Below are 13177 nucleotides of genomic sequence, written 5' to 3' on the forward strand. Positions count from 1 at the left end.
TTAGTTAAGAGAAGTATTTTATCTGAATACTATCTTGGCTTCTTCAGGATAGTCGGTGCAAATCATCAAATTAGGATATTGAATAATTGGAAGTGTATTGAGATATTTCCAAAAAGATAGATATTCTCGATGATGTAATTCAGGGGAAACCAGACAAACCTGCTTGCCGTGCTGAAGATACTTTGTAATTATTTGCTCGTTTACCCAATCACTTAAAAAGCAATCAATCCAAATCCCTACTGCTTGTTCTTGAAAATAAGGAGTAGGTTCAAATTCGCTTTCACGAGTAAAAATGCGGAATCCTTGATTCAACCATAACCATGCATCTGTCAAAGACATATCAAACACAAAATAATTTGTTATTGAATATTTTTCTAGTAAAACTTTGAGGCGTGTTTGTAAGCCATCTGACTTAATATTAAGTGCAAGCGGCAAATCATTATCATATTCACGATAGAGTTGGAAAAATTTTTCTACTGTAATTTCTTCACCAACTGGCGGATCATGAGAGATAACTAGTTCTCCTGCTAAATCACGCAAGTCTGTTTCAGTTCCGAAAGCCAATTTAAAAGAGCGATGAAAAGCAACCTCTTGATTCTTTTCGTGATTGCCTTTCCAGTAACCTCGATGGCTTAAAATTTGCATTACTGAGTTAAACCTATTCAGAAAATTAAATAAGATAGCAATTGTCAATTTTTAGTATGCTCTAAAAAGCTTATAAAACTTTTTCAAGAGTGCTGTAGCTATTAATATGATGAGATACCCAGAGCATGTGAATAACTTTATACAAATAGCTTTAGAATTGTGTATAAACGATGCAAGAAACGACCGATAAGCTAAAAGCGTAATATTTTTATGCAGGCAATACTCTTGATATAGATTCAACCATTTATTAAAGTTGTATGTGTAGCTTAACCCATAACATAAAATTTTTTGTGGTAAAACAACACCAGCTTGTTCAGGATCAAGAAAAATAAAATTATTAATCAGAGAAAGCTCGGATTGAAAGACTAGTAAAGGATTAGCATCAAAATTCCAATTTAGTTCAATTGGAATTCCAGACTTATTTAAGCACTTGATCCACAAGTACTGTTCTGGGTAGTATCTAATTTTACAACCCCAGAAGTAGTGCATAATAAATGTATTTGATCTATATTCAACCCAGCTAGTGGTTTCATAATCTGGTGCTAAGGGAATATCAAATAAATAAAGAATATCCTCTGTAAATCCAAAGTAGAAGATATCACTTGGATGAAATAAAAGCGGTGCTTTTACGGGATCTCTTGAATAGATGGCACAGGTAAGAATTCTTCCTCTAAAAATCTTGAATTGTTGAAGTCGCTCATTGTATTGCCCAAAGTAAGACAAAAATCCTGTACCTTGAAAAATGCAATCAGTCCGTATTTTTAGCGCGTATTCTCGCTTTACCCTCGACAATCCTTCTCTTGTAGAAACAATTTGTCGATTGATGTTGTTGGGTTCACCATCAGGACGGATAAAATTGCCAGGATCTTCATTTTCGACAAGAATATCAAAGTTTAAACTGGATACATCTGACCCTTTCCAAGTGGAAAGAATAATTTCTGCATCCGGTAGGTAATGACGAATACTTTTGAGACACTGTTCAGTTAATCGTTCCTCAAAAGAGTCATTTGGCTTGCCAACAATGGGACCTTGAACAACGACAGATAACTGTTTAGCTATTTCTCCTACTAATGCAGAAGTATTATTATTCATAGAATAAATTAAGTACAACAAATAAAATACATCGGATGCCACAGTATTGGTTCTATAGACAAACTCCGCATAAAAGCAACGATTTCTAGGTAGAATCCTTAACTCTTTTATGTCCTCAAAATTTAGGTTTGATGGCATAGGTAGAGTGAAAGAATCTAGTTTAAACCATACTTTTACTTGAGAACCAAGAGGTATTCTGATTTGTCCGTCTTTTAGCTTTAATGCTTGCTTAGGGTAGCTGATTATTTTGAAACCTTTTTTTCTATATCTTGGTGGTTTTGGTTTGTTTGCCAGTTCACCACGTCTATAAGAAGCATTAAGCTGCTTAAAAGATGCAAACGACTCATACACAGCACGGCATAACTGTTGTGCTGCTTGAGAGTACAGGGTTTGAAAGTGACGGGTTGATTTCATCTCACTATCTAGCTCAAATTTGGTTATATAGCGTTTCGCCTTGAACCAGATTTGACGAGCGTAGTAGATAGCGTAATTTGATAATTTATTTGATTCTGAACAAATAAATTCTCAAATTGATTTTAAGTCTTTGTCAGCATAAATCAATACTTGTTGACACCCGTACAAATAAATCACCTCCTTATTGTTAATAATTAACCAATCAATTAGCTATTCCTTGTGTTAAGGTCTCGTGGATTAAGCTGAATCTATTCGGCTATTTGCTTATATCGTCCGCATAAATTACGGGGGATTTATGCATCACGAGTCTACGAATTTAAACTGTTTGTTGATTGGCAGTTTTGATTTATGGACATCATATTATCTGGAGAGATACTCAATTGCAACTCATATGCAACTCAGATGCAACTTGAAAGTATTGGACAAATATAAGCTGATACATGCCTAAATCAGATATTTTCGCTTGTGGGCTGTCCAGGATCAAGAGTTCAAAGTCCAAGCCCGCTAACAATCCCACGGCAAAATCGCCCCCCAAAAGCCGCGCCAAAAGTATTGCAAGGGAAATGTAGCCATTGGTGTGGCGATGGAGATTGTAAGCGATTGTGGCGGGGGTAAGGGAAAGTGATCGCCCAATACCCAATACCCAATGCCAAGATTGAGAATTAATAATCTAAGTATTAGCCAGAGGATAAACTAGATCACACACACAACCTATTTATCCCTGTTGTGTCACTTTAGGCAGAGGAAAAATAGAATTCAGGGTGAGCCAGGAAGGTGAAAATTGGAGAAGTTAGCCTATAAACAATGGATTGAAGTTTAGAAAAATCATTAGAAAGCTCAGGAATGGAAAAAACTGTTAACCAGGGATATATAAGGTTAAATAAAACGAAAGGTTGAATAACTAAACGCAGATTGTTGAGAATATTCTTCCAACCTTTACCATTATCCCACCCTGACTGTTGACTGTTGTCGATTCTTTACAAATGGACAAATTTATGAATGATAAACAAACTGATTTAGAAACGCAAAACCAAACATCTTCTAATACTCATCTTATTGCAATGGGATTGGGTGCAGTAGGAGGTGGAATTGCTGGAGCGGCATTAGGCCGGTCAATTGGTGGTAAGGTTGGTGCTGGCATTGGTGGCGTTGCAGGAGCAATTACTGGTGGAGTTGCAGGCAATAAACTAGCACAATACGCCGAGGAATTGATTCACGAACTCCAGCCTACAGTTAAGTTGGGATTAGGAGCCAATAGCAAACCAATTGAATTACCCCGTCACTACAGTTGGGAAGAATTACAAGCACTATCAAAACCCCCTGAGGCTGGGATTGCTTCCCTACACTCCGTTTAGGTCGTAAGTTCTATAAGTATCTGTAGTGGCGTGACAAGTTTTAAATATTACAATAAATTTTATTGTGGGATGGGTGTCCTCACCTGTCAGGGCGGGCAGGATGCCCACCCCACAACAGTTTAGTATTGCACTATTTTAGCTGTGTCAGTCCAGTAGGGTGTGTTATGGCGTAGCCTAACGCACCTACGTGTATTTCTCCAAATCAAATAAGAATCCTAGATGAATTTTTAATGCTAAACTGTAGCCTCAAAACCCCGATCGCTACCTATACGAACATGGGATAATTTAACATAACCCTTATTCGCACATTTTTTACGTAGATTTAACCAAATTACAGTCAAAAAAAGTAAATTAATTAACTTATGGTTACTAAGACGTATGATAATTCACATTTCGATGAAAGTACTAACGGGGTTGTGGTGATGGTCGAGCCATACAGCCAAAAACAGCAAATACAGCAAGTTGTTTACCGGATTTTAGACGCCAATTTAGACCGCGCTCGTGAGGGCTTGCGAATTATTGAAGAATGGTGTCGCTTTGGCTTGAATAATGCCCAATTTGCTCTTGAATGTAAGCGTTTGCGGCAAGAACTAGCCAAGTGGCATACCCCAGAATTGCGGGCGGCGCGAGATACACCAGGCGATCCGGGGACTGAGTTAACCCATCCTCAGGAAGAAGAACGAGTTAGTATAAAATCGGTGTTGCAAGCTAACTTTTGTCGGATAGAAGAAGCATTGCGAGTGCTGGAAGAATATAGCAAGCTTCACCAGCAAAGTATGGCCAAAGCTTGTAAGCAAATGCGTTATCAAGTCTACACCCTAGAAAGTAATTTAATGGGTTATCAGCGCCATCAATTATTATGGCGATCGCGTTTGTATCTTGTTACTTCCCCTAGTGAAAATTTATTGAACAATGTGGAAGCTGCACTCAAAGGTGGATTAACCCTCGTACAATACCGCGACAAAAACGCTGATGATTCTTTGCGTCTAGAACAAGCCAAAAAACTGCGGCAGTTATGCCACATTTACGGCGCTTTGTTTATCATCAACGATCGCGTAGATTTAGCATTAGCCGTGGATGCCGATGGAGTGCATCTAGGACAACAAGATATGTCCGTTACCGTTGCTAGGCAACTACTCGGTTCCCAGCGCATCATAGGTCTTTCCACCACAAATGCAGAAGAAATGCAACGCGCACTCACTGAAGGTGCAGATTACATTGGCGTGGGGCCAGTTTATGAAACTCCTACAAAAGTAGGTAAAGCAGCCACAGGACTAGAATATGTCAGCTATGCAGCGAAAAATTGCTCAATTCCCTGGTTTGCCATTGGAGGAATAGATGCAAATAATATTAATGATGTCATCGATGCAGGAGCTGAACGTATCGCAGTAGTGCGATCGCTCATGCAAGCCGAACAGCCTACTTTAGTAACCCAATATTTACTTTCTCAACTCAATCGTATTAAACCAGAAGTCATTAGTCATTAGTCATTAGTCATTAGGCATTAGTCATTATTCATTGGGGAAAAAAGGGAGTGTTGACTGTTGACTGATGACTGACAAGTGATTATTCTCCCCTACCTCCCCATCTCCCTAGTCCCCCCACCTCCCATGCCCCATCCCCCATGCCCAATTCCCCAATCCCCAATTTATGAATGAGATTACGATTCAGATAAATGGTGAAAGCCGTGGCTGTTTGTCTGGAATTCTTTTAACTGATTTACTGCAACAGTTGGGTTTCAATCCGCGTTTAGTGGCGGTGGAGTATAACGGCGAAATTTTACACCGCCAGTTTTGGCCAGAAACAAAAATCCAGTCAGGCGATCGCCTAGAAGTGGTTACTATTGTTGGTGGTGGTTAATTAACTTTAGCCACACAATTTTAGATTTTGGATTTTAGATTAAATAATCCAAAATTTAAAATTCATTAATTTGTCATTAATCCCAAATCCTTGAGGCTGCGTCGTGTAATTTCGATGCGGGCGGGTGCATCTTCTGGCTTATACATATCAAGAGTTGTTGCGAAATAGTAAACGTTTTTGTTTTGTTCTAAATAACCTACGAACCAACCGATATTTGGTTTGGAAATCGTTAACCATCCAGTTTTTCCCCGCAATGTGTAGTCCGGAGTTTGTTCGCGAATCATAATGTCTTTGACAAGATTTATGCTTCGTTGGGAAAAAGGCAAATCGCTTTGATATAACTGTTGCAAAAACTTGATTTGCTGTTGGGGTGTAATTTGCAATGGCCCTTGTAACCAAAAGCGATCGATGTCTGCGGTAGTACCAATTTGACGGTTACCGTAGCCTACTTTATTAATAAATTGCTGCATCTTTTCATATCCGATTCTACGTGCCAAAACTTGATAGAACCAAACAGTTGAATCTTTAAAAGCTTGACGCAAATTTGTATCACGATTCCAAGCATCGATTTCTCGCACAATTCCATCCCAAGTTAAAACTGCTACATCATCACGAATTACACCTGTTTCTAGCGCCACCAAAGAGTTAAAAATTTTGAATGTGGAAGCTGGAGGAACGGTAGTTGCATTACGTTGAGAATTATATTCATAAGTGCGCTTGTTGTTGGAGTCGTAAATCAAGATTGAGCCTTCACGCCCAAATTCTTGAAAATGTCGCTTGAAATTAGATGTTTTCACAGTCAACATTGCTGGACTTTCAGATGGATTTGCAGTTGGTTGAGCCTGAACGTACATTCTGCCAAAATTCATCACACTCAATACAGCAAAACATCCAATAACTGTGAAAAGAAAAACTGGCTTTGGCTGAATCTGTCGAATAAATTGCAATCCAGTAGATAAGATATTTTTCATTGCAGTTAATTGAATCACAAGCGTGATTCTACACCGCAATTTTGCTCTATTCCGGAAATAAGTAGAACGGTGTAAATAATTAAAGGTTTGTAGTAAGGACTTTAGTCCTTATTAGAGGACTAAAGTCCTTACTACGGACTAAATGCCAAGTTTTTTACATTCCTTTACATAGTTTGGTTTTTTCAAATCGTTCTACTTATTTGCTGTACTATTGATAAAATTTTTTGCAATATAGCAGTCCAATTTTATTAATGAATTTATCTGTATAGGCAGGCAAGAGGCAATAGGCAATAGGGTTGTAAAAGAGTAAAGTGACGGAATTTTGTTCAAAAATAAAATAGGATTGCTATATCTAAATGTATAGCATTATAAAGAGTATATTTTTTAATTTATTAATTAAAATTCTATTGCTTTGTTACTGACATATACATTAATTTCATTTTCTGTTCTATATCTGACTACTTTAGCGAAATTTTTAGCATGATATTCACTAGTAAAAATACCAATAATGTATTTACCATTTTTAGTTGGAGATATACCACCTACTTTACAGAATTCAGATTTAACTAGGGGATATAAGTATTTTTTGTCATCAATAGAAACGAACCAGCCTTTTTTTATTGTTCCATTTTTGATGTCAGGGCTTACACAATAACCGTTTACAGGAAACTCGGCATTACCTTCTAAATGTTTTAGAAGAGAGTCAGTAGCAGTATTATGTTCTGCTAGGGTAGCTTGTTGCACAGCAACCCAAAACCCACCTACTGTAGTGATTAAGCCGATAATCTTAAGAATTCCCAAAATAGTAATTGGTTCAGCTTTTACGGGCTTAGGAAAGGAAACAATTAACATTAAACCTACGCATAAACCAGCAATCATTTTTTTGATTTTCATGATTGAATTTAAATGTAGTGAATGTATCTCAACTTTAGTCAGTGTTATTCTACAGTATTGGATTTTATAAAGAAGAAATGATTAATCTTGTTTATAATTTTCTATCCCTAATATCAAATATGCTGAACGATTTGAAAAATCTGTTCAGCAATTCAATTGAATTCTGTGAAAATTTATTAAGTGAGGTGTTAATTAATCTTACAAAATTGTGTTTTTTGTCTCTGATTTGTACAGCGAACGATGAAGAGTTCTACGATTAGCTAATTCTTTACCTTTGCGACCAAGTTGCTCCCGTAGCTGTGCGTCTTTGCACAACCTATTAAAGGCTTGAAAAACGTCGTAACCAGAATTAGGATTCACAAGTATGCCATTTTCCTCGTGTTTAACTGTGTCTAAAACACTACCCAAACGAGGGGCAATTACAGGTTTACCGAAGTAACTTGCTTCTAAATAAACGATACCAAAACCTTCTATATGATTATGTTTTGTATCCAATAAACTCAGCATGGCAAATATGTCACAAGCTGCATAATAACCAGCTAATTCCTTTTCTGGTACATATCCAGCAAAGTGGACTCGTTTATTTACTCGCAAGCGATGTGCGAGACATTTGAGTTCTGACTCACAAGGCCCTTGACCGCAAATTATATAGTGGACATCTACCCCAAAAGTTAGCAATAGTGGAATGTTATCAATCACGTTCTCAAAGCTTTTCTGTTTTACTAACCTTCCTACGGAGAGAATAACTATTGCTGTTTCGGGAATGTTGTAACTTTGACGCACTTGCAGGCGTAAATCGTCTAGACTAGCTAGAGTTGTGCCATTGCCAAATTTTTCTGGTCTGATTACTGGGTTGATGACATAGGTTGGTGTTTCTAAGCGCAAGGCACTTCTGAGATAGTTTAGTGTGTAAGAACTGTTACAAACAATGCCTTCAGCTCTACGAAGTGTTAATTTGAATAGCGATCGCCACACCGGATTATGTAACGGAACCACTAAATCGTTACCATGCAGATAGATAAAAAAACGAATTGGTAACAAATAGCTCAACAGCAACACTGAAGGAAAATCATAGCCGTGGCCCCACTCAATATAACGGTAGTGATAGCGAAAATAAAGTCTAATTGCTAGCACAAACGAGCAGACAATATTCACCAACGGCTTGATAAGACTTCCTAGACAACCACTTTGCCAGTATTTTGGATAATACCAGCGATATATAGGAAACTGTTGATTTTCATCGAATACTTTATCTCCTGAGCAACCAGCTGTCAACACAATCACTCGTTCTGGATCTTGCAGACAACGATTGTAGATATATTCCCCAATGACAGCTTGTTTCGGTAAGAAGATTCGGGATATAACCAGAATATCCGGATGTGCAGTTTCGTCTCTAATTTTGGCTGTGAGTTGAGAAATATGTTCCATAATCAACTTAAAAACTCGATTTTTAAATGTTTTTTGTATTTATTTACAATTGAGACGATTTTCCAATCCAGAATAATTATTGTTTGTTCTTTTCACGAATCCAGTAGATAAATTCTAAGCTGATTTGAAAATCTTAGCCAGTAATATTAGGTTTTATTTGTGTATATTTGATTTCATTTAACACATTTCTCATCACTTGAGAATTTTTATACTTCGTCAACAATAGATTATGAAGCTATCCCTTGCAGCTAAATCGCTCCACAAGCGACCGTGGCGAAAATTTGGAAATTTAGCTACGTTCAACAGAATATCTGAAATCGTCTCGACAGTTGTGCCAGAATGCCAAGATGCCTTTGAATGTTGACTGTGAAACTTAACGGTTAACGGTTATAGCCAGGAATTGGTGATTCTTTACTAGGTAAATGAAATATGTTTTTACTTGAAAGCTGTGAATATTTGTGTGTAATTTTTTACAAAAATTAGGCAATTAAAAGAAAATATTAGCGCCAAGTATTATAAACATCAGTCAAAATAATTACTAAAATTTCAAATCATCTGTATAATTCAAAACTGTAGTCAGGAAGTGCTAGTCGAAAAGATAGCAACAATAGCAATCCTAAATAATTTGTTAAATCTTAGTAGAAGCTATTGACATTCAAGCGTCAATACTTAACAAGGATATTTTTCAGAATTTAAATTTAGGATTGTTCAATTCTCCATCGCCAATTTCTCTAATTAAGAACATATCTTAAGGTACGGTTCTCCTGTAGAGAAATCCCCCCTGCGATCGCTACATAGCCAAGATCTAACGCGGTAAAGTGAATGTGTAGCAAATAAAAGTGAATGCTACAAATGGCAAAGGTTGTTACGGGCTAGTATGAGTGACACACCACAAAAATCCCAATAACAGAGGGAAAAATCATAAAAAATTCCGTTTTTGAAGCGATTGTATTATGCATAAAAAACTACAACAAACCATCAAACCGCTAGTAAAAACCTTCTTAGCCCTCAGCCTGGTGTTGACATTGGCTTTGAGTCACGCCGACGGCGCTTTAGCTGCTAGTGGCGGAAGAATTGGCGGTGGTTCATTTAGAGTACCTTCTAGCCGTACCTATACACCGCGTACATACGCACCTCCAGGTGGAGGCGGATATTATCCCGGTGGTGGATATTATCCCGGTGGTGGTTTTGGCTTTCCCTTCTTAATTCCTTTTTGGGGAATCGGAGGCGGATTTGGTAGTATATTTGGGATTTTAATATTTATAGCGATCGCTAATTTCCTAGTACAAAGCTTCCGTCGTGCTTCCAGTGGTGAAACACAACAAGCAGACTACACCACCAGTTCTCCAGTTTCTGTAACTCGTTTGCAAGTCGGCTTATTAGCTCAAGCTCGTGGTTTGCAAAATGAACTCAACCACATTGCTGAAACTGCTGATACCAACTCCCCAGAAGGAAGAGCAGAAATACTCCAAGAAGCCAGTTTAGCTTTACTCCGCCATCCAGAGTATTGGGTATACGCAGGTGGTGAAACTCAACAAGCCAGATTAAATTCAGCTGAAACTCAGTTCAACCGCCTATCATTAGCAGAACGCAGCAAATTTAGCGAAGAAACTCTGACTAACGTCAACAACCAACTCAGAGCAGCCTTAGCCAAAGAAGCTTTACCCCCAGCTGAAGAAATTGACAACCCTACCCGTCTAATTAGCGAAGGCCCAGGTGAATATATTATCGTCACCTTATTAGCGGCGACACTAGGCAAATCTGAAATTCCACAAATCAACAGCGCAGATGATTTGCGTCAAGCCCTGCGGCAAATTGGTAGTATCCCCAGCGATAGACTGCTAGCAATTGAAGTTCTTTGGACTCCCCAAGCCCAAGGCGACACCCTGACATCAGATGATGTGTTGGCAAATTATTCTGATTTGAGACTGGTTTAAATTTACAGCGATCGATACTTGAATAGACCACAGTAGGGTAGCACAGCTAAGTGTGCTACCCTGCTATTTTTTGAGGACATAGGCAATACAGGAGATGGGGAGATGGGGAGATGGGGAGATGGGGAGATGGGGAGATGGGGGAGATGGGGAGATGAGGGGATAGGGAAGTGTGGGGAGTGTGGGGGGAAAGATTTCTTCCTCATCCTCCCACACCTCCCACCCCTCCCACACTTCCTGCTTGCCCAATGCCCAATGCCCAATGCCCCATCCCTTATTACATAACAAAAAAAATAGTGTTCGCTGGTAAAATCCATTGAACACTAAAAAAAACACTTAGACTTAGGAGGATGTAGGCAATAATTGATTACTTATCTATATTGGGAACAACATCGGGACGCTGTTTGTCTTCCCAACCTACAGGACGTTTGGAATTATACCAAGCAATAGAGCCTATGCTCACAGCAGCAATAAAGCCGACTACAAATAATCCGATGAGTATAGCAGAGTAGCTAGAGCTAGCTTCTGATGTCACAGATATGTCTGTTAAAAGATGAGTAAATAATAGATTAATCATGAGTTAGAACCTTTCAGCAAAAATTCAGGGATGGTTTAAAAAATTATTTTGGCAGTGGTATTATCAAAATCTGGTTTTAAGTTTTCTATTTTTTAGTTGATTCAGTTGTAAATTTCTGCATTACAACTGAATTCAACACCAACATAGAAAAACTGTGGCAATCCTAAATGAGTTGCAAAAGTACTCATAAAGGTAGAGAAGCGAAAACAGGGAACACGTAACGAGAAACAAGAATATACAAAGGTACTCTAGCTTTCATTAATGAAATGAAATTGCTATAGAAGTATGGATAAGGTTTAGTAAATTATGATTTTACTTTAACCTTATGCCAAGATAGACTTAAGTTTAGTCTACAGCTTTCTTAACTTCATCTTTGACATTTTCAACTGTGTGACGAACCTGTGATTCTACTTGCTTTGCTTGACCTTCAGCCTTATCATCAGGGTTGCCAGTGATATCGCCAATTATTTCTTGAGCTTTACCTTCAATATTTTTAGCAACAGCTTTTGCTCTTTCTTCGAGACTCATAATTTACTCCTAAATTAACTAATTATTTCTTGGTGATTGCGTTAACCAACTGGGTTGGACTTGCAATGTTTATAGAATAGTTTTTTAAATAATTAAATTCTTCTATCTGTAGATGTTTTAAAAAAAAATATTTCTATCCATTCTGTAGACTTATTCCAAAGGTAGATTCATCTTAGAGAATTGAAGTTATACCCGGAAGATAGAAAGGAATACTTCTATTGGTCTATCTAGAGATGAAATCATGGGACTTTACACCAGGGTATAGACTAGAACTTATGGACTCAGGTTACTTGTTGACACTGGGTCTAAGGCTGCAAAACCAAGGACGCTGACGCAAATATCGCTAAATTTGAGATGTCTACAATCACTAAAAGATTAGACCTCTTACAAAAGTGCTTTTTGGACTGTTGTGGGAAAAGGGAAAGTTTTTAAATCCCTTACCCTTTTCCCCTTCCCCTTTCCCCAGCCCTCACCAAGCATTGTTGAGTTGCCAGACCACTAGTTTCCACAGCACTTGGAAGTCTGCATAAAAGAAATCTCTGGTTTTTGGATTAAAATTTGGATAGCTAAATAATAGTTAATTTATAGTCATGAATCCCTACACTATCTTTAATCAGAGCGAACTTCAGCGTGTTAGTGATGGCATGACCAGACCCTTACTAGAAAATTGCGAAATTGCCTCACATATCCTAATTTTAGTTTGGGCGCAACTTGGGGATTTTGATAGTCTTGAATATGCCTGGTGGTTACAGCGCGAACTAAAAAAAGTACCTCCTGAAAAACTGGCTATTCGCGCAGTGGGAATTGGCGATCGCGCTTCTGGAATCAAATTCTCTGAATATACAGGATTTCCAGCCCAAAATTTATTTGTTGAACCCAATGCACAATTACATCAACAACTCAAGCTTTATTCAGGTTTGAATCTTCCCATCCCTGGACTTTCTCCATCCCAGAAAGCTTGGCTAAATCTGCTGTTAATGTGTGCAGGATTTGGAAGTCCAGGAACCCTCAAAGAAGTGTTTCGAGGATACACAGGAGATCGTCAAGCCCCGCAACTCATTGAAGATGAGGAAATTATTCAAGCTACCCCTCTACCTGCTTTTAAAGGCTCATTTTTCCAATTAGCTGGCGGAACTGGATTTCAACGTCCCTTTGAATTAGCGACTCTACGCCTACGGAATATGGTGGAAGTTCTCAGCAATTGGCGCACTTATGTACCTAATTCTGCCTACTTAACTCAGCGTGGTGGAACTTTTCTGTTTGATTCCAAGGGCCAATTACTTTACGAACATCGCGATCGGGGAATTTTGGGTTTTGCTGCTAATATGAGTCAGCCGCTATCATTTTTATCGTTGACTGTTGACTGTTGACTGTTGACAATGGCGGCCCCGATACCGCGACTGCCCCCGGTAACGAGTGCGCGTTTATTCTGGAGTGTGTAGTTCATATTCCTTGTGGAGGGTAATATTGAATCATATC

General features: G+C 38.4%; 13 protein-coding genes and 1 pseudogene. 6 read left to right on the forward strand and 8 right to left on the reverse strand.

The annotated features are described in order from the left end of the window. Nucleotides 1-18: 18 nt before the first annotated feature. From VF06_RS23295 to VF06_RS23305, 3 genes and pseudogenes are all read right to left on the reverse strand, one after another. The gene (locus VF06_RS23295; RefSeq protein WP_099067777.1) at nt 19-645 is read right to left on the reverse strand and encodes a PI-PLC domain-containing protein; all 627 of its coding nucleotides are present in this window, start codon (nt 643-645) and stop codon (nt 19-21) included. Between the two features lie 51 nt (nt 646-696). Beyond that, nucleotides 697-2151, reverse strand: coding sequence for a WavE lipopolysaccharide synthesis family protein (locus VF06_RS42885; protein ID WP_244918079.1), 1455 nt, complete (start codon nt 2149-2151; stop codon nt 697-699). Between the two features lie 734 nt (nt 2152-2885). Further along, nucleotides 2886-3101 (reverse strand): annotated as a pseudogene (locus VF06_RS23305) (IS701 family transposase); the annotation flags it as partial. Between the two features lie 45 nt (nt 3102-3146). On the opposite strand from VF06_RS23305, the gene VF06_RS23310 reads away from it, so the two are divergent. From VF06_RS23310 to thiS, 3 genes are all read left to right on the forward strand, one after another. After that, the gene (locus VF06_RS23310; RefSeq protein ID WP_099067779.1) at nt 3147-3506 is read left to right on the forward strand and encodes a hypothetical protein; all 360 of its coding nucleotides are present in this window, start codon (nt 3147-3149) and stop codon (nt 3504-3506) included. 362 nt (nt 3507-3868) lie between these two features. Further along, nucleotides 3869-4993: a thiamine phosphate synthase gene (locus VF06_RS23315; RefSeq protein WP_099067780.1), complete on the forward strand. Its 1125-nt coding sequence runs from the start codon at nt 3869-3871 to the stop codon at nt 4991-4993. Nucleotides 4994-5156: 163 nt separating this feature from the next. Continuing rightward, on the forward strand, nt 5157-5366 hold the full coding sequence (gene thiS / locus VF06_RS23320) for a sulfur carrier protein ThiS (protein WP_099067781.1): 210 nt from the start codon (nt 5157-5159) through the stop codon (nt 5364-5366). A 65-nt stretch (nt 5367-5431) separates the two neighbouring features. On the opposite strand, the gene blaOXA is transcribed toward thiS, so the two are convergent. The 3 genes from blaOXA to VF06_RS23335 form a co-directional block, all read right to left on the reverse strand. Next, complete coding sequence (gene blaOXA / locus VF06_RS23325; protein ID WP_371411479.1) at nt 5432-6304, reverse strand: class D beta-lactamase; 873 nt, start codon at nt 6302-6304, stop codon at nt 5432-5434. A 429-nt stretch (nt 6305-6733) separates the two neighbouring features. Further along, a complete protein-coding gene (locus VF06_RS23330) occupies nt 6734-7231 on the reverse strand; it encodes a hypothetical protein (RefSeq protein WP_099067782.1) in 498 nt (165 codons plus the stop codon). Between the two features lie 198 nt (nt 7232-7429). Beyond that, on the reverse strand, nt 7430-8659 hold the full coding sequence (locus tag VF06_RS23335) for a glycosyltransferase family 4 protein (RefSeq protein WP_099067783.1): 1230 nt from the start codon (nt 8657-8659) through the stop codon (nt 7430-7432). Nucleotides 8660-9612: 953 nt separating this feature from the next. On the opposite strand from VF06_RS23335, the gene VF06_RS23340 reads away from it, so the two are divergent. Continuing rightward, nucleotides 9613-10596, forward strand: coding sequence for a DUF1517 domain-containing protein (locus VF06_RS23340; protein ID WP_099067784.1), 984 nt, complete (start codon nt 9613-9615; stop codon nt 10594-10596). 102 nt (nt 10597-10698) lie between these two features. After that, a complete protein-coding gene (locus VF06_RS23345; protein WP_099067785.1) occupies nt 10699-10878 on the forward strand; it encodes a hypothetical protein in 180 nt (59 codons plus the stop codon). Nucleotides 10879-10960: 82 nt separating this feature from the next. Here the strand turns inward: VF06_RS23345 and psb35 are convergent, their stop codons facing one another. Both psb35 and VF06_RS23355 read right to left on the reverse strand, forming a co-directional pair. Next, the gene (gene psb35, locus VF06_RS23350; protein ID WP_099067786.1) at nt 10961-11170 is read right to left on the reverse strand and encodes a photosystem II assembly protein Psb35; all 210 of its coding nucleotides are present in this window, start codon (nt 11168-11170) and stop codon (nt 10961-10963) included. Between the two features lie 345 nt (nt 11171-11515). Further along, complete coding sequence (locus VF06_RS23355) at nt 11516-11698, reverse strand: CsbD family protein (protein ID WP_099067787.1); 183 nt, start codon at nt 11696-11698, stop codon at nt 11516-11518. Between the two features lie 590 nt (nt 11699-12288). Here VF06_RS23355 and VF06_RS23360 point away from each other — a divergent pair. Next, the gene (locus VF06_RS23360; RefSeq protein ID WP_099067788.1) at nt 12289-13068 is read left to right on the forward strand and encodes a peroxiredoxin-like family protein; all 780 of its coding nucleotides are present in this window, start codon (nt 12289-12291) and stop codon (nt 13066-13068) included. The last annotated feature ends 109 nt before the right edge of the window (nt 13069-13177 follow it).

The organism is Nostoc linckia z4 (genome assembly GCF_002608075.1).
Classification (GTDB): Bacteria; Cyanobacteriota; Cyanobacteriia; order Cyanobacteriales; family Nostocaceae; genus Nostoc; species Nostoc linckia.